The organism is Streptosporangium longisporum, assembly GCF_039534895.1.
Taxonomy (GTDB): Bacteria; Actinomycetota; Actinomycetes; order Streptosporangiales; family Streptosporangiaceae; genus Streptosporangium; species Streptosporangium longisporum.
This window is the reverse complement of sequence record NZ_BAAAWD010000032.1, coordinates 163,975-179,916: the sequence shown is the minus strand read 5'-3', so window position 1 is coordinate 179,916 and position 15,942 is coordinate 163,975. Positions and strand designations below refer to the sequence as shown.

The 15,942-nt window shown below is 73.3% G+C and carries 16 protein-coding genes; 14 read left to right on the top strand and 2 right to left on the bottom strand.

Annotated features, from left to right (window positions below; translation table 11 throughout):
* The first annotated feature begins 27 nt into the window (after nt 1-27).
* Both ABD832_RS41570 and ABD832_RS41565 read left to right on the top strand, forming a co-directional pair.
* Nucleotides 28-753: a DUF2470 domain-containing protein gene (locus ABD832_RS41570; protein WP_344908419.1), complete on the top strand. Its 726-nt coding sequence runs from the start codon at nt 28-30 to the stop codon at nt 751-753.
* A 221-nt stretch (nt 754-974) separates the two neighbouring features.
* Nucleotides 975-1,169, top strand: coding sequence for a CsbD family protein (locus ABD832_RS41565; protein ID WP_344908416.1), 195 nt, complete (start codon nt 975-977; stop codon nt 1,167-1,169).
* 96 nt (nt 1,170-1,265) lie between these two features.
* Here the strand turns inward: ABD832_RS41565 and ABD832_RS41560 are convergent, their stop codons facing one another.
* Nucleotides 1,266-1,694, bottom strand: coding sequence for a hypothetical protein (locus tag ABD832_RS41560; protein WP_344908413.1), 429 nt, complete (start codon nt 1,692-1,694; stop codon nt 1,266-1,268).
* Nucleotides 1,695-1,789: 95 nt separating this feature from the next.
* Here ABD832_RS41560 and ABD832_RS41555 point away from each other — a divergent pair, with 95 nt between their 5' ends.
* The 12 genes from ABD832_RS41555 to egtD all read left to right on the top strand — a co-directional run bounded on the left by ABD832_RS41555 (nt 1,790) and on the right by egtD (nt 14,433).
* Nucleotides 1,790-2,155 (top strand): hypothetical protein, encoded by a 366-nt coding sequence (locus ABD832_RS41555; RefSeq protein ID WP_344908410.1) that lies wholly within the window; start codon nt 1,790-1,792, stop codon nt 2,153-2,155.
* A gap of 5 nt (nt 2,156-2,160) precedes the next feature.
* The gene (locus ABD832_RS41550) at nt 2,161-2,550 is read left to right on the top strand and encodes a hypothetical protein (protein ID WP_344908406.1); all 390 of its coding nucleotides are present in this window, start codon (nt 2,161-2,163) and stop codon (nt 2,548-2,550) included.
* Between the two features lie 62 nt (nt 2,551-2,612).
* On the top strand, nt 2,613-2,879 hold the full coding sequence (locus ABD832_RS41545) for a hypothetical protein (RefSeq protein WP_344908403.1): 267 nt from the start codon (nt 2,613-2,615) through the stop codon (nt 2,877-2,879).
* 321 nt (nt 2,880-3,200) lie between these two features.
* Complete coding sequence (locus ABD832_RS41540) at nt 3,201-3,929, top strand: hypothetical protein (protein WP_344908400.1); 729 nt, start codon at nt 3,201-3,203, stop codon at nt 3,927-3,929.
* A 150-nt stretch (nt 3,930-4,079) separates the two neighbouring features.
* Complete coding sequence (locus ABD832_RS41535; protein WP_344908397.1) at nt 4,080-5,297, top strand: ABC transporter substrate-binding protein; 1,218 nt, start codon at nt 4,080-4,082, stop codon at nt 5,295-5,297.
* Nucleotides 5,298-5,313: 16 nt separating this feature from the next.
* Nucleotides 5,314-6,282 carry a carbohydrate ABC transporter permease gene (locus tag ABD832_RS41530; protein WP_344908394.1) on the top strand — a complete coding sequence of 323 codons (969 nt, stop codon included), beginning with the start codon at nt 5,314-5,316 and terminating at the stop codon, nt 6,280-6,282.
* Nucleotides 6,279-7,127 (top strand): carbohydrate ABC transporter permease, encoded by an 849-nt coding sequence (locus tag ABD832_RS41525; protein WP_344908389.1) that lies wholly within the window; start codon nt 6,279-6,281, stop codon nt 7,125-7,127. Before ABD832_RS41530 ends, ABD832_RS41525 begins: the two co-directional genes overlap by 4 nt.
* Nucleotides 7,124-9,124, top strand: coding sequence for a DUF2264 domain-containing protein (locus tag ABD832_RS41520; protein WP_344908385.1), 2,001 nt, complete (start codon nt 7,124-7,126; stop codon nt 9,122-9,124). The genes ABD832_RS41525 and ABD832_RS41520 overlap by 4 nt, the downstream gene beginning before the upstream one ends.
* 433 nt (nt 9,125-9,557) lie before the next feature.
* Entirely contained in the window at nt 9,558-11,105 is a 1,548-nt protein-coding gene (locus tag ABD832_RS41515) for a glutamate-cysteine ligase family protein (RefSeq protein WP_344908380.1), read from the top strand.
* 64 nt (nt 11,106-11,169) lie between these two features.
* Nucleotides 11,170-12,471 (top strand): ergothioneine biosynthesis protein EgtB, encoded by a 1,302-nt coding sequence (gene egtB, locus ABD832_RS41510; RefSeq protein ID WP_344908377.1) that lies wholly within the window; start codon nt 11,170-11,172, stop codon nt 12,469-12,471.
* Nucleotides 12,472-13,188 (top strand): ergothioneine biosynthesis protein EgtC, encoded by a 717-nt coding sequence (gene egtC, locus ABD832_RS41505; protein WP_344908374.1) that lies wholly within the window; start codon nt 12,472-12,474, stop codon nt 13,186-13,188. It begins immediately after the preceding gene.
* 264 nt (nt 13,189-13,452) lie between these two features.
* Nucleotides 13,453-14,433, top strand: a complete 981-nt coding sequence (gene egtD, locus ABD832_RS41500) for an L-histidine N(alpha)-methyltransferase (RefSeq protein WP_344908371.1) — start codon at nt 13,453-13,455, stop codon at nt 14,431-14,433.
* Nucleotides 14,434-14,627: 194 nt separating this feature from the next.
* Here the strand turns inward: egtD and ABD832_RS41495 are convergent, their stop codons facing one another.
* Nucleotides 14,628-15,833 carry an ROK family transcriptional regulator gene (locus ABD832_RS41495; protein WP_344908368.1) on the bottom strand — a complete coding sequence of 402 codons (1,206 nt, stop codon included), beginning with the start codon at nt 15,831-15,833 and terminating at the stop codon, nt 14,628-14,630.
* Nucleotides 15,834-15,942: the final 109 nt, after the last annotated feature.

Below are 15,942 nucleotides of genomic sequence, written 5' to 3'. Positions count from 1 at the left end.
CTCCCCCACCTCAAGGAGAGCCGGTCCATGCAGCCCGTCACCGCTCCGCCCGTCCCCGAGCGGGTCCGCACCCTCGCCGCCACCGCCGCTCCCACCCACGTCTCCATCTCCGGCGCCGACGGCCCGGCGACGCCCGCGCGCGGCGGGGTCGACGGAGCGGGACGACCGGTGCTGCTCGTCCTGCCGGGTGACCCGCTCTACGACGCCCGGGACGAGCCGGTGGTGACCGTGGACCTGACGTCGATGCGCTTCCTGGGCGAGCACGAGCTCTCCCGCGGCCTGCTCAAGGTGCAGGGCTGGGTGCAGGCCGTACCCGCGGACGAGGTGCGGGAGACGGCGGTGGAGATCGCCGAGCGCTGCCCCGACGAGGCGCTGTTCGAGGTGCTGGAGGGGACGCGGGGGCCTCGCCTGCTCCGCGTCGACGTCGGCAGGGTGATCTACCTGACCGGCCCGGAGTCGGGGGTGCTGGACGCCGAGGAGTACCTCGGAGCGACCCCCGACCCGCTGATGGGCGAGGCCGAGCGCATGCTCCACCACGTCAACGGCGCGCACCGCAGGCAGCTGGAGGCCGCCCTGAGCTCGCTGCTGGCCGCCCCGGTGCCCGGGGCCTGGCTCTGGGAGCTCGACCGCTTCGGTGCGACCGTGCGCTGCGGCATCGATGACCCGACGCTGATCCGCCTGCCCTGGCCCTCGCCCATCGGCGACGCCGGGTCCCTCGAACACGCCGTGCGCTGCCTGCTCTGCCACCATTGAGCCCACCGTGACGGCGGCCCGCCCGGGGGTGTCACCCGCCCCGTCATCCCGTCACCCGGTCGCCGTGACCGTCCGGCCGACCGCATGATCCGCGCCCCGGCCTCCCCTGCGCTCAGCCCCTGCCCCGGCGGGGGTCCCGTCCGGGCATGTTTACCTCCCCCGATGCAGGACAGGGGTTACCACTGCATGGACGAAGTTCCATCAACGGGAGGAATGACACCATGGGTACCGACGACAAGATCTCCAACAAGGCCGAAGAGCTCGGCGGCAAGCTCAAGGAGGGCGCGGGTCGCGCCACCGGTGACGAGCGCCTCGAGGCCGAGGGCAGGACCGACCAGAGCGAGAGCCACCTCAAGCAGGCCGGGGAGAAGCTGAAGGACGGCGCGGAGAAGGTCAAGGACGCCTTCAAGAGCTGACCTGAGACCAACCCCGTGGTGGGGGTCCCGGAATCTCCGGGACCCCCACCGCCGTGTCCGGGGGTCGTCGCGCCCCGGACACCATGGACAGAGGCCTCAGGACGCCGGGCCCACCTCGGGTTCGGCCGTCCCGCCGGAGCCGTCGGCGCCATCTGACCCCTCGGCGTCGCCGGCACTCTCGGCGCCACCGTCCGTGATCTCCGTGTCGTTCCCGTCGCCCTCGTCCGTCCCACCGGATCCCTCACCGGCGGAGTCGTCCTCGATCTCGGGGCCGTCCTCCCCGGGGACGCGGCGCGCGTCGTCCGGGTCGGCCAGCAGCGGGCGCGCCGGGAAGGTGGTGTCCGAGCCCGAGCGCTCCGCCACGACCCGGCTCTCCCCGTCGGCGCCTCGCGGCCCGGCGGGGGGCGGCGCCTGGTCGGAGGCATCCGCTCCGGGCGTCCCCTGCGGCACGTCGCCGTCCCGGGCCTGGTCCTCCGCCTCTTCTGAAGGGACCGTCTCTTCGCTGATCTCAGGGTTCTGGGTCATGCCGCCCCCCTCCCCCGGCAAACCCTAAATATGTCGCCGCCAGGCATGGGATCGGCCGATCGGGTTAGGGAACCACCGACGAAGGGAGTGAGGTCATGACGGTCACCCGGTTTCAGGACCTGCCGCTGGCCGACGGCGACAGGGCATGGGACGGCGACGCGGCCGAGAAGCGCGTCCGTTCCTGGGCCGACGCCGAGGAGGAGCCCAACGCCCGCTACCGCGAGGCGCACCTGTGGTACGACGGCGACGAGCCCGAGGAGTTCGGGAGTTACAAGCTGCCCATCGCCGACGTGATCGACGGAAGGCTGAAGGTCGTGCCGCACGCCGTACGGGCGGCCGGGGGTGTCCTGCAGGGGGCGCGCGGGGGCGTGAACGTCCCCGAGGAGGAGCTCGGCAGGATCAAGGCGCACCTGGCCAAGTACTACGCCAAGATGGGCGAGACCGCCCCCTGGGAACGCTGACCGCGATGACACGTTTCGCGTTCGACGTCGCCCCGGCCTGGCGGACCCCGCTCTCGCTGATCGGGGTGGGCCCCGGGCGGGCCTTCGCCGAGGTGGGCGAGGGCGTGTTCTCGGTCCGCTTCGGCCCCTGGTCGCTGCGGACCCCCGTGGCCAACATCTCGGGCACCGAGGTGACCGGCCCTTATACGGCCTGGAAGGTCATCGGGCCGCACCTGTCGCTGGCCGACCGGGGGGTGACGTTCGGGACCAACGCCAGGAAGGGACTGTGCGTCCGGTTCCGTACCCCGGTGCCGGCTCTGGTGCCCGGCGGTTTCCTGACCCATCCGGGCGCAACCCTGACGGTGTCGGCACCCGAAGAACTGGCCGAGGCCATCGAACACGCACGCGAGGTGTGAACCGGACACATGAGAGGGGCGCATCCGGGTAAAGGGTGCATTCACGAGCAAGGAGGGGAAAAATGACTTCCGAAGGACAGATGCCGGAGACGACCTCGGCGTCCGGCAAGCCGATGGTCAGGGGTACGCCCCGCGACGTCGCACACATCCGGTTCGGGTCGTTCGCGCTGGTGGCGGCGATCGCTCTCGGCGTGCTCGGGGTCGTGGCGGGCATCCCCTGGCTGACGATCGTCGCGGGCGTGCTGGCCCTGGTCGTCATCGGGGACATCGTGCTGGCGATGCGCCGCCAGTCGCGCACACCCTCGGGGAGCACGACGGAGGCCGGTTAGCGGCTTCGGGCGCGTTCCGCGTCCGGCCGCCCGCCCCGGCGACGGACACCCCGGTGAAGCGGCCCGGGGTACGAGCCGAGGGGCGGATCGCCCGGCGAGGAGCGCCGCCCGTACGACACGGGGCGTAGACACGTGACCTTCCGGTGGAGGACGGCCGGGAGCGCGTTCACGGCGACAGTGGAGCGGACAGCACGACGACCGTGTCCGCTCCCACCGCGCCGCCCCGCCCTCCCCGCACCCCGACGACGACGCCTCGGCACACCCCGCGCGTCCGGGGCGAGAGCCGGGACGCGGCGCGGTACGTGCCCGGAAGGCGACCCCATGCCCGAGCCCGTCCCGCCCCGATCGACCCCGGTGACCCCGGCGCCTTCGCCTGTCGAGGCCGTCCCGCGCGGGACGCCCGGCCCGGCCCGCGGGCCCGTCCCGTCCGGTGGACCCGCCCGGCGCGGCGAGCGCCGTTCCGTCCCGCTCATGCCGCCCGCGCTCCGCAAGACCGTGCTCACCCTGCACGTGGCGGCCTCGGTCGGCTGGCTCGGGCTCGACCTGGGACTGCTCACCCTCGGCGTCACCGCGCTGGTCACCGGCGACCCCGCCCTGGTGCGCGCCTCCTACCTCGCGATGGACGTCCTGGCCGGCACCCTGATCGCGCCGGTGGGCCTGACCGCGGTGCTGAGCGGGCTCCTGCTCTGCCTGTGCACGCCGTGGGGCCTCTTCCGCCACCACTGGGTGGTGCTCAAGCTCGTGACCAGCACGGCCGCGCTGATCGCCTCGGTGTTCGCGCTCCGCCCGCAGATCGGGGAGGTCGCCGCCGCGGTGTCGGGGACCGGCCCCCTGCCGTCCCCTCTCCCCGGCCGGGACGGGGTCGTCCTGGTCGTCGCGCCGGGCGTCGCCCTGGTCGTCTACCTGCTCAACGTGACCCTGTCCACGTTCAAGCCGTTCGGCCGGACGCCGTACGGCAGGCGCCGGGCGGGCCGCGGCACCGGCAGCGGCGCCGGCACCTTCGGCGGGGCCGCCCGCACCAAGGGCCCGCGGCTCGCCGCGGGGAGCTGATCCGAGCACTCGGCGATCATGTGATCGACCTCCCGGGGCGGGCTTCCGAGGCCCGTCCCGTCACCGTGTTACCAAAGCGTTTCTCAAGGGGGCTGAACTTTTTTCACATCTTACATTATCGTCCGTTGCACCCCCCATCAGGAGGAAGAAATGATCAGGAGAGTCACAGGGGCTGCGGCCGGTATGGCACTGCTCGCCGGACTCGTCGCCTGCGGCGGCGACACCGGAACGGCCTCGGAGGCCACGACGCTGACCTACTGGATGTTCCAGGACCGCACCCCCCAGGCGGGGGAGGTCGTCGAGAAGCTGCGGGCGGACTTCGAGAAGGCCAACAAGGTCACCGTCAAGATCGTCAAGATCCCCAAGGACGACTACAACACCAAGCTGGGAAGCGCGGTCGCCGCCGGGACCGTCCCCGACGTCGGCATCCTGGACCAGCCCCTGGTGGCCAGGTACGCGCTGGACGGCACCATCAAGGAGGTGCCCGCCGGCACGGTCGACGAGAAGGCGTACTACAAGGGCGCCCTCGACACCAACCGGGTGAACGGCAAGCTCTACGGACTGCCGCTGGACCACACCGCGGTCGCGCTCTTCTACAACAAGAAGCTGATCCCGACGCCGCCCAAGACCTGGGACGAGCTCAAGCAGATGGCCGCGAAGGTCCACCAGGACGACCCGAAGACCGCCGGGATCGTGGTGCCCAAGGGCGACGGCTACGGCGGCTGGATGTGGCCGGGCTTCGTCGCGGGCGCCGGTGGCTCCATGGTCGACGAGCAGGGCAAGAAGATCCTGTTCGACCAGCAGCCCGGGGTGGAGGCGCTCCAGCTCTGGGTGGACCTGCTGCCCTCCTCGCCCAGGGAGATCACCGACTCGGACAAGGCCTTCGAGAACGGCCTGGCCGCGATGACGATCTCCGGGCCGTGGGACGTGGCCAACATCAAGGACCAGTTCCCGGACCTGCAGTTCAGCACCGCCCCGCTGCCGTACAAGACCGAGCCCGGTGGCAACATCGGCGGCGAGAACGCGGTGGTCTTCAGCAAGGGCAAGAACGCCGAGCTGGCCTGGAAGTGGCTCGCGCACCTGACCAGCGCCGAGAACAACACCGCACTGGCGCAGGCGCTCGGCGGCTTCCCGACCAACGTGGCCGCGGCCGAGAAGGACGCCGCGACCTTCGGGCCCGACCAGGCGGCGTTCCTGGAGCAGCTCAAGGTCGCCCAGGCCCGGCCCGCCCTGCCGGAGTGGATCCAGATCAACGACGAGATCATCGCCCCCGCCATCGAGGCGGCGTTGAGCGGCAAGAAGACCTCCCAGGAAGCGCTCACCGAGGCCGCGGCCAAGACGCGCGCGCTCCTCGGCTGGAACGGCTAACCGAAAAGAGGCGAACGTGGCATCTCCGGTGCTGGCCGACCAGCCCACCGTGACGCCTGGTCCCGGGCGGCGTCGCCGCCGCCCGGGTCTCGGGCGGCGCGACCACGTCATCGGGTGGCTTCTGATCGCCCCCGCGATGATCTATTTCGTGATCTTCATGCTCTACCCGGCGCTGGCCGCGCTGTACTACAGCTTCACCGACTGGAACCTGCGGTCGGCGGCCGAGTGGGTGGGCCTGACCAACTACTCCGACCTGCTCTTCAACGACGCGAAGTACCCGCACTTCTGGAAGTCGATCCAGGTCACCCTGCTGTACACGGTGATCGCCGTCCCGCTGACGCTGGTCGCCGCCCTGGGCCAGGCCCTGCTGATCAACGTGATCCGCCGCGGCTCCAACACCTTCAGGCTGCTGCTGTTCCTGCCGGTGGTGACGGCCGAGGCCGCGGTGGGCGTCATCTGGCGCTGGCTCTACGACCCCCGCTACGGGCTGGTCAACGGGTTCCTGGAGCTGTTCGGCATCCCCGGGCAGAACTGGCTCAACAACCCCGATCTGGTCATCCCGGCGCTGGCGTTCATCGCGGCCTGGCAGTGCGGCATCTCGATGCTCATCTACCTGGCCGGGCTGAAGGGCATCCCGGGCTCGATCCGCGAGGCCGCCATCATCGACGGCGCCGGGCCTGTCCAGCGGTTCTGGAAGGTCGTCGTGCCGATGCTCCGGCCCACCACCTTCTACCTGCTGGTCACCGGGGTGATCGCGGCGCTGCAGGTGTTCGGCCTGGTCTACGTGATCCTGTCGGGCGGTGGCGGCAGGAGCGTCACCGGCGGTCCCGAGCAGTCGGGCCTGACCTACGTGCTGCACCTGTACCTGTACGCGTTCCGCTACGACGCGATGGGCGCGGCCTGCGCGATGTCGTTCATCCTGCTCGTCTTCATCATGATCATCACTGCGCTGCAGTTCAAGTTCGTCAGGCAGGAGGCGTCGTGAAGACGGCGAGGAACGCACGGCTCGCACCCGTCTACATCGCCCTGGTGCTGCTGGCGGCGGTGTCGGTCGTCCCGTTCCTGTGGATGCTGGCGACCTCCTTCAAGCACGGCTCGGACGTCTACACCAAGGTCCCCAGCCTGCTGCCGCTGGACCGCAGGACCGGTGAGTGGTCCCCCACCCTGGAGAACTACTCCTACGTCCTGGAGTACGGCGGGATGGGCCAGGCGTTCGTCAACAGCGTCTGGGTCTGCCTGATCCTGGTCCCGGCCAAGCTGCTGGTGGACGCGCTGGCCGCCTACGCCTTCGCCCGCATCCCCTTCCCGGGCCGGGACAAGATCTTCATCCTGCTGCTCGCCGGCATGATGGTCCCCACGATCACGCTCCTGGTGCCGCGCCTGCACGTCACCCAGTCGCTGGGCATGTTCGACTCCGGCTGGGGCCTGATCGTGCCCAACGTGGCCTCGGTGCTGGACATCTTCCTGCTGCGCCAGTTCTTCCTGTCGCTGCCCACCGAGCTGGAGGAGGCCGCGCGCATCGACGGCGCGGGCCGGATGCAGATCTTCTGGCGGATCGTCGTGCCGCTGTCGAAGCCGGTGCTGGCGGTCGTGACGATCACCAGCTTCATCTTCCACTGGAACGACCTGATCTGGCCGCTGGTGGTGCTCAACGACCCCGAGCTCTACACGCTTCCGCTGGCCCTGCAGCAGCTCGCCAGCGGCGAGTCGGGACGGGCCTACTACATGATGGCCGGTGCCGCGCTGGCGGTCGTGCCGGTGATCGTGGTTCTGATGATCTTCCAGCGCCGCATCATGGAGGGGATCGCGTTCACCGGGCTCAAGAGTTGATCCCCGCCGGGGCGGGGAGCGGGGCGCCGCGCGACCGCGAGGACGTGCGCGAGCTGGTGACCGGTCTGGTCGAGCCGCTGGTGCCCCGCCTCAGCCCCGGGCGGGCGCGCCTGCGGCTCGGGGTGAACGCGGCCCACTACCCGGACGCGGCGGCCGAGCTGGAGGCGTTCGCCCGGCCGCTGTGGGGGCTGGCGCCGCTGGCCGCGGGCGGCGGGTCCTTCGGCCACTGGGAGCTGTGGCGCGCCGGGCTCGCCGCCGGGACCGACCCCGGGCACGAGGAGTTCTGGGGGCCGGTGACCGACGTCGACCAGCGGCTGGTGGAGACCGCCGCGATCGGCCTGGCGCTGGCGATCGCGCCCGAGCGGGTCTGGGACCCGCTGACCGGTCGCGAACGGGACCGTCTGGCGGCCTGGCTGACCGGCGCGCTGACGGTACGGCCCGCCGACAACAACTGGCACTTCTTCCCCGTGCTAGTGGGGCTCGGCCTGGACCGGGCCGGGGTGCGCTTCGACCCCGCGCCGGTCCGGGCCCACCTGGAGCGGCTGGAGTCCTTCGCGCTGGGCGGCGGCTGGTACTCCGACGGCCCCACCGCCCAGCGCGACTACTACGTCCCGTTCGCGATGCACTACTACGGCCTGGTCTACGCCGCCCTGGCCGGGGACCACGACCCCGGCCGCGCCGAGCGGCTGCGCGAGCGGGCGGCGTCCTTCGCGCTGGACTTCCAGCACTGGTTCACCCGCGACGGGGACGCCGTGCCGTTCGGCCGGAGCCTGACCTACCGGTTCGCCCAGGGGGCCTTCTGGGGCGCGCTCGCCTTCGCCGGGGTGGAGGCCCTGCCCTGGGGCGAGGTCAGGGGCCACCTGATGCGGCACCTGCGCCGCTGGCGGGAGCGGCCGATCCTGGACGCGGCGGGGCTGCTCACCGTGGGGTACGGCTACGCCCAGCCCACGCTCGCCGAGCAGTACAACGCCCCGGGTTCCCCGTACTGGGCGCTGAAGGCGTCCCTGCCGCTGGCCCTGCCCGCGGAGCACCCCTTCTGGACCGCGGCCGAGGAGCCCGCGCGGCCGCTCGCCGAGGTCGGCGTCCAGCCGCACGCGGGGGCCGCACTGATGCGGTGCGAGCAGGGGCGCCAGGTCGTCATGCTGAGCGCGGGCCAGCACAACACCTGGGTACGGCACGGCGCGGCCAAGTACGCCAAGTTCGCCTACTCGACGCACTTCGGGTTCAGCGTGCCGGGCGGCTCGTGGGGCCTGGAGCAGGGGGCCTTCGACAGCACGCTGGCGCTGAGCGACGACGGGACGCACTGGCGGCCCTGCGAGGTGCCCCGGGACTTCTCGGTACGCGACGGGCTGCTGCACGCGCGGTGGTCGCCGTGGCCGGACGTGGAGGTCGACACCTGGCTCCTGCCGCACCCTCCCTGGCACCTGCGGGTGCACCGCCTGCGGACGGGGCGGAGGCTGCTGTCGGCCGAGGGGGCGTTCGCGGTCGACCGCGACCCCGCCGCGCGCCATGCCGCCGCGGGCCCCGGCCACGCCCGGGTCGACTCGCCCGCCGGGCTGTGCGTGATCGAGGACCTGACCGGGGCCAGGACCGGGGAGCTGGTCCACGCCCTGCCGGGCACGAACGTCATGGTCCCGCGCACGGTCATCCCCACGCTCCGCGGCGAGCACGGACCCGGCTTCGGTGAACACGGCTCGGACGGGCACCGGTCGGACGGGCCCGGCTCGGGCGGGCGCGGGCCCGGTGGGTCCCGGCCGGGCACGGGCGGGCCGGGCGAGCACTGGCTGGCCTGCGCGGTCCTCGGCCTGTCCGGCCTCGGCCCCCTCGAACCCGGGCCGCACGAGCCCGGACCGCAGGAACCCGGACCGCACGAACCCGGGTGGCACGCCCTCGGGTCGCACGAGTCCCCGGCCGGTGGTCTTCGCGGGCCCCGGCCGCCCGGCATCGAGGTCGTCTCGGCCCTCCTCCCGGACGGGCACCCCTTCCGGGTCCCCTGACGTCCCCTGACGTCCCCGACGCGCCGTCCCCAGAGCGCCGTCCCCAGAGCGCCGTCCCCGGCGTCCCGTGCCCCCGCCCGCCCCGGGCGAGCGGGCACGGGCGCCGATCCCCCGTCCCCAAAAAGGTGTTGAACCAGGTCAGAAGGGGAATTTTTCTCCCAGAACCACCGTCGCTCCCGGGAGCGCCCCGGTGAGAAGGGCGTCATCACGCCCGGGGGCCGAGCGGGACGCCGCGCCGTCACCGTGACGCTCGGCGATCGGACCATGACCTTTCGTCATGAGGGTTCCGGGCGCCCCGGCCGGACGGCGGGCACCGGGAACCCGCGGGAGCGGGCCGGATCCGCGAAGGCCGTGCGCGGCCCCGGAGACCGGGCGGATGGATCTGATCACTCATACCTGTGAAGCCGTAGGGGAATGGCGAGGGGGGACGGGGATGACCGGTCTCGCGACCGAGAACACGCTGGTCCGGGATGTCGCCGACGTGGAGGCCTTCGCGCGGCGCTGCTTCTCCGGCTCACCCGGCGACCTGCTGGGGGTGGAGCTGGAGTTCCTGGTCTTCGACCGTACGGCTCCCGCCCGTCAGGTCCCGATCGCCAGGATCGCCGACGCCCTGCCGCCGCTGCCCGGCGGCAGCGTGGTGACCTTCGAGCCGGGCGGACAGCTGGAGCTCTCCGGCCCGCCGGGCCCGCTGCCCGGCGCGATCGCCCGTCTCACCTCCGACGTCGAGGCCGTACGCGAGGCGTTGCGGGAGGTGGGCCTGGTGCTGGCCGGGGTGGGGCTCGACCCGCTGCGACCGGCCTGGCGGCAGCTGCGCCTGCCCCGCTACGAGGCCATGGCCGAGTTCCTCGGGGCCCCGTACGGGGCGCTGATGATGTGCTCGACCGCGTCGATCCAGGTCAACCTGGACCTGGGCCCGGACCCCGCGGTGCGCTGGGAGCGCGCGCACCTGCTGGGTCCCGTCCTGGTGGCGGCCTTCGCCTGCTCGCCCCTGAGCGGGAGCAGGCCGTGCGGGTGGATGTCGGGCCGCCAGGCGGTGTGGGAACGGCTCGACCCCACGCGGACGGCCGCCGTCCCCACGACCGGTGATCCGGCCGACGCCTGGGCGGAGTACCTGCTCGACGCCCGCGTGATGGCGGTACGCGAGCCTTCGGAACGCGAGGTTCCGGGAGCGGACGGGAACGGCTCCGGGAACGGGTCACGCGAGAGGAACGGGTCGCGCGGGGGAAACGGGTCACGCGAGGAGAACGGGCAGCGCGACGGGAACGGGCGCCACGGCGGGAGCGGTCCCGGCGGAGCCCGGCGCCGCGGGAACGCCGCGCACGACCCGGACGCGCACGGCCGGGACGCCCACGACGGCGGCGGCCACAGCCGGGACGTCCACGGCAGGGGCGACCACGACCGGGGCGGCCCGAACGGGCACGGCGGGCACCTCCCGGGCGGGGTCGGCGACCACGCGGACGGCGTGCGCTACCGCACCGTACGGGACGGCTCGACCTTCCGTGACCTGCTGGCCACGTCCCGGCGTCCGCCGACCCTGGAGGACCTGGCCTACCACGCCACCACGCTCTTCCCTCCGGTACGGCCGCGCGGCTGGCTGGAGATCCGCTACCTCGACGCCCAGGATCCCGCGGGCTGGCAGGTGTGCGCGGCGGTGACCCACGCCCTGGTGACCGACGACCGCGCGGCCGACGCGGCACTGGCCGCCGCCGAGCCGTGCGCGGGGGTCGCGGGGATGTGGCCCCGGGCCGGACGCCGCGGGCTGGCCGAGCCCCGGCTGAGGGACGCGGCCGACGGTTGTTTCCGTGCCGCGCTGGAGGCGCTGCCCCGGCTGGGGGCGTCACCGGAGCTGGTCCGGGACGTGGCCGCCTTCGCCGACCGCCACGTGTCCCCGGGCCGGTCCCCGGCCGTGGACCTGCTGGAACTGGTGAGAGGGCCGGAAGGACGCCTCCCGGCCTGGCTGGCCGGGGAGGGGCGGGCCTGACGTCCTCACGGACCCGGACCCGGACCTGGCCCCGGACCGCGCGGCCCCGCGCAGGAGGTATGCCATGAGCGACTTCAAGGAACGGATCGCCGCCGAGCTGACCGCCGCGCGGAGCCGGTCCATCGCCTACACCGACGCCGAGGACGACCTGCTGGTCAGGCAGCACTCACCGCTGATGTCACCGCTGGTGTGGGACCTGGCGCACGTCGGCAACTACGAGGAGCTGTGGGTGCTGCGGCAGGCCGGGGGTATCGCCCCGCTCCGCCCGGAGATCGATGACATGTACGACGCGTTCCGGCACCCGCGCGCCGACCGCCCGTCCCTGCCCGTCCTGGGGCCCGGCGAGGCGCGCCACTACATCGGGGGCGTGCGCGGCCGGGTGCTGGACGTCCTGGACGAGATCGACCTGCACGGCCCCGACCCGCTGCATCGGGACGGCTTCGTCTTCGGCCTGGTGATCCAGCACGAGCACCAGCACGACGAGACCATGCTGGCGACCCTGCAGCTGTCCGGCCAGGCGGGCCTGGTCCGCGACGGCGACCTGCCGCCCGCCGGGCCGCCGGGCCCCGCCGAGGTGTTCGTCCCGCCGGGCTCCTTCGTGATGGGCACCGCCACCCGGCCGTGGGCCTACGACAACGAGCGCCCCGCCCACCGGGTCGAGCTGCCCGGCTATTGGATCGACAGGCTCCCCGTGGGCAACCGGGCCTACGCCGACTTCGTCGAGGACGGCGGCTACGACGATCCCCGGTGGTGGAGCGGGGAGGGCCTGCACTGGCTGCGGCACAGCCGTGCCTTCGCGCCGCTGTTCTGGAGACGGGACGGCGGCAGGTGGTGGCGTACCCGCTTCGGGCGGACCGAGCCCGTGCCGATGGACGAACCCGTCCAGCACGTGTGCTGGTACGAGGCCGACGCCTACGCCCGGTGGGCGGGCCGGAGGCTGCCGACCGAGGCCGAGTGGGAGAGGGCCTGCGGCTGGGACGCCGAGGCGGAGCGGGCCCTGCTCCATCCCTGGGGGGACGACGCCCCCGGGCCCGGCAGGGCGAACCTCGGCCACCGGGCGGCCCGGCCCGCGCCGCTCGGCGCCTTTCCCGCCGGGGCCTCTCCCTGCGGGACCGAGCAGATGATCGGGGACGTGTGGGAGTGGACCGGCTCGTGGTTCCTGCCGTACCCGGGCTTCCGGAGCTTTCCCTACCCCGAGTACAGCGAGGTCTTCTTCGACTCCCGCCACCGGGTGCTGCGGGGCGGGTCCTGGGCGTCGGACCCTGCGGTGGTCCGCACGACGTTCCGCAACTGGGACCGCCCGGCGCGCAGGCAGATCTTCTCCGGGTTCCGCTGTGCCCGTTCGGCCCGGCCGGAGGAGGGCTAGATGTGCCGTCACGCGGCGTGGCTGGGCGCCCCGCGCACCCTCGCCTCGCTGGTCCACGAGCCCCGCCACGGCCTGCTCCGGCAGTCCTACGCGCCGCTCCTGCAGCGTCACGGCACGGTCAACGCCGACGGCTTCGGGGTCGGCTGGTATGACGGCGCCCGCGCCGAACCGGTCCGCTACCGGCGCGCGGTCCCCATCTGGACCGACGAGAACCTGCCCGGGATCGCGCGGGCCGCCAGGTCGGGCTGCCTGCTGGCCTCCGTGCGGTCGGCGACCGCGGGGATGCCGGTCGAGGAGAGCGCGACCCCGCCCTTCGCCGACGGGCCGTGGCTGGTCAGCCACAACGGGCGCGTCGCGCGGGAGGTGGTCAGGGAGCTGGCCGACGACGCGGAGAGCACGTGCGACTCGGCCTGGCTCGCGGCGGCGGTGTTCGCGCGACGGCGCGCGGGCGAACCGCTCGGCGAGGCCCTGGCCGAGGTCGTCACCCGGACCGGGGTGAAGGATCCCGGAGCCCGCCTGAACCTGCTGGCCTGCGACGGCGTCTCGGTGGCCGCGACCGCCTGGGGGGACACGCTCTTCGTCCATCTGGGCGACCACCCGCGCGACGGCGTGCTGGTGGCCAGCGAGCCGCTGGACGGCCGTCCCGGCTGGCGGGCCGTGCCCGAACGGACCCTCGTCCTGGCCTCGCCCGACGGCGTGCGCATCCGGCCCCTGTGACCGCGCACCACGACCGCACACCACACCCGTCCGCCACGACCGGGCACCCCGTCCGGACACCGGGACCGGACACCACGACCGGCCGCACCCGGGCACCCCGTCCGGGCACCCCGTCCGGACACCGGGACCGGACGCCATGACCGAACACCGTGACCCGAACACCGTGACCGGAGGTCCAGCACAGCACCGCGACCGAACGCTCTGACCGGACGACCCGGCCACCGGCCCGCGAGCGGGACGTGGCCCACAGCCCCGGGAGGCACCGTGTCCATCAGCCAGTCACCCGTACAACTGATCGATCATCTCGGCGGCGAGCACCTGCGCGAGGCCCTGGGCCGCGACGTCCGCGCCGGGATGGCGGCCACGCCCAAGTGGCTGCCGCCCAAGTGGTTCTACGACGAGGCGGGCAGCGACCTGTTCTCCAGGATCACCCGGCTGCCGGAGTACTACCCCGCCCGCCGGGAGCTGGCCATCCTGCGCAGGCACGCCCTCGACATCGCCGTCCGCAGCGGCGCGGACACCCTGGTCGAGCTCGGCTCGGGGACCGGCGAGAAGACCGTGCTGCTGCTGGACGCCCTCTCCGCCAGGGGCACGCTGCGCGCCTACACGCCGGTGGACGTCGACGCGGTGACCCTGGGCGACGCCGCGCGGCGGTTCGCTTCCCGCTACCGCGGCCTGACCGTGCGGGCGATCTGCGCCGACTTCGAGGCGCACCTGCCCCTGCTGCCCCGGACCGGACGGCGCCTGGTGGCCTTCCTCGGCGGCACCGTCGGCAACCTCGTCCCCCAGGCGCGCGAGGTGTTCCTCAAGGAGCTGCGCGCCACGCTCTGCCCGGGTGACACCTTCCTGCTCGGCGCCGACCTGGTCAAGGACCCCGGGCGGCTGGTCGCGGCGTACGACGACGCCGCGGGGGTGACCGCGGCCTTCAACCGGAACGTCCTGCGGGTGATCAACAGGGAGTTGGGCGCCCGCTTCGAGCCGGAGGCCTTCGAGCACGTCGCGCTCTACGACGAGCGCCGGGAGTGGATCGAGATGCGGCTGCGCGCGAGCCGCGCCATGCGCGTGCCGATCCCCGCCCTGGACCTGTGGGTCTCCTTCGCGGCCGGGGAGGAGATGCGCACCGAGGTCAGCGCGAAGTTCCGCCTGGGCGGGCTGCGGCGGGAGCTCATGAACGCCGGGTTCCGGGTGGAGCGTCACTACACCGACCCGACCGGCGACTTCACCCTCGTCCTGGCCCGCGTCTGATCGCACCCGCGCCGGCCCGCACCGGCCCGCACCGGCTCGTCCCGGCCCGCCCGCGACCCCGCCCGGACCTGCGCCGGCCCGTCGTGGTCCATGCCCGGCCGGTCGCGTACCGGCTCCTGGTGGCCCGTGTCCGGCCGGACGCGTACCGGCGCCGGCTCCTCGTGGCCCGTGTCCGGCCGGGCCCGCGGCGGGGCTCAGGCCAGGGAGCGGACCGGCCGGGCCGCCGTCCGACGCCAGGCCGCGTCGACGGCCTCGGGGGACAGGATGTGGTCCAGGACCATGTGGGCGCATCCGGCGATCCCGGCCTCCGGGCCGAGACGGCTGCGCTCGATGCGCAGGTTGCGGGTGGCCAGGGCGGTCGAGCGGCGGTGGACCACCTCGCGGACCCCCGACACCAGCGGCTGGAAGGTCTCGGCCACGTCGCCGCCCAGGACGACCACGGAGGGGTTGAGCAGGTTGACCGCGCTGGCGACGACCTCCCCGAGCATCCGGGCGGCGTTGCGCACCACGGTCATGGTCTGCGCGTCCCCCGCCCGGACCAGGCCGACCACGTCGTCGAGGGTCTTGACCTCGTACCCCAGGGCGCGCAGGTCGCGCAGGATCGCGGTGCCGCTGGCGACCGAGTCGACGCAGTCGACGTTGCCGCAGCGGCAGAGCACTCCCCCGCCGTCGCGGACGGGGATGTGCCCGATCTCCCCGGCGGCGCCCAGCGCCCCGCGCAGGATCTCGCCCCCGGCGATGACCCCGGAGCCGATCCGGGTGGAGACCTTGATGAACAGCAGGTCGTCGGCCTGGCCCGCGTAGACCTCGCGGTGCTCGCCGATCGCGATGACGTTCACGTCGTTGTCCAGGAAGACCGGGACGGGGAAGCGCTCGGCGATGATCGGCGGGATGGCCACGCCGGTCCAGCTCGCCATGATCCGGGTGCTCTCGGTGCGGCCGGCCGCGAACTCCACGGTGGCCGGGACGCCCAGGCCGACGCCGCGGACCGGCGTGCCGGGAAGGCCGTCGAGCAGCTCGCTCCAGGTCGCCATGACCAGGGGGAGGACGACGTCCGGCCCCTCCTCCACGTCCACCGCGAGCCCGGCCCTGGCCAGCACCCGGCCGCCGAGGTCGCAGACCGCGATCTGGGCGCGGCTGGCCCCCAGGGAGCCGACCAGCACGACCCCGCCGGAGGCGTTGAAGACCAGGCGGGTCGGCGGGCGGCCCCCGGTGGAGGGGCCCTCGCTGTCCTCCACCACGAGGTTCCGCTCGATCAGCTCGGTCACGCGCAGGGACACGGCGGGCCGGGACAGGCCGGTGACACGCCCGATGTCGGAGCGCGTGACGGCCTCTCCGGAGCGGATGAGGCGCAGCACCTCACCGCTGGTGGCCAGCGCGGCGGCGGGACTTCGAGGCATCGGCCAAGTGAATCACACCCACTTAGTAAATGAAACCTTCGCACTTTCTTATCTCAAATGACAAAACTCCGCTTGCGGAGAGCGCAAGGTCTGACTACTGTCCGATCTA

Bases quoted from the DNA above. Each gene is read 5' to 3' on its own strand.
- ABD832_RS41570 (WP_344908419.1), top strand. From the start codon at position 28: ATGCAGCCCGTCACCGCTCCGCCCGTCCCCGAGCGGGTCCGCACCCTC.
- ABD832_RS41565 (WP_344908416.1), top strand. From the start codon at position 975: ATGGGTACCGACGACAAGATCTCCAACAAGGCCGAAGAGCTCGGCGGC.
- ABD832_RS41560 (WP_344908413.1), bottom strand. From the start codon at position 1,694: ATGACCCAGAACCCTGAGATCAGCGAAGAGACGGTCCCTTCAGAAGAG.
- ABD832_RS41555 (WP_344908410.1), top strand. From the start codon at position 1,790: ATGACGGTCACCCGGTTTCAGGACCTGCCGCTGGCCGACGGCGACAGG.
- ABD832_RS41550 (WP_344908406.1), top strand. From the start codon at position 2,161: ATGACACGTTTCGCGTTCGACGTCGCCCCGGCCTGGCGGACCCCGCTC.
- ABD832_RS41545 (WP_344908403.1), top strand. From the start codon at position 2,613: ATGACTTCCGAAGGACAGATGCCGGAGACGACCTCGGCGTCCGGCAAG.
- ABD832_RS41540 (WP_344908400.1), top strand. From the start codon at position 3,201: ATGCCCGAGCCCGTCCCGCCCCGATCGACCCCGGTGACCCCGGCGCCT.
- ABD832_RS41535 (WP_344908397.1), top strand. From the start codon at position 4,080: ATGATCAGGAGAGTCACAGGGGCTGCGGCCGGTATGGCACTGCTCGCC.
- ABD832_RS41515 (WP_344908380.1), top strand. From the start codon at position 9,558: ATGACCGGTCTCGCGACCGAGAACACGCTGGTCCGGGATGTCGCCGAC.
- egtB (WP_344908377.1), top strand. From the start codon at position 11,170: ATGAGCGACTTCAAGGAACGGATCGCCGCCGAGCTGACCGCCGCGCGG.
- egtC (WP_344908374.1), top strand. From the start codon at position 12,472: ATGTGCCGTCACGCGGCGTGGCTGGGCGCCCCGCGCACCCTCGCCTCG.
- ABD832_RS41495 (WP_344908368.1), bottom strand. From the start codon at position 15,833: ATGCCTCGAAGTCCCGCCGCCGCGCTGGCCACCAGCGGTGAGGTGCTG.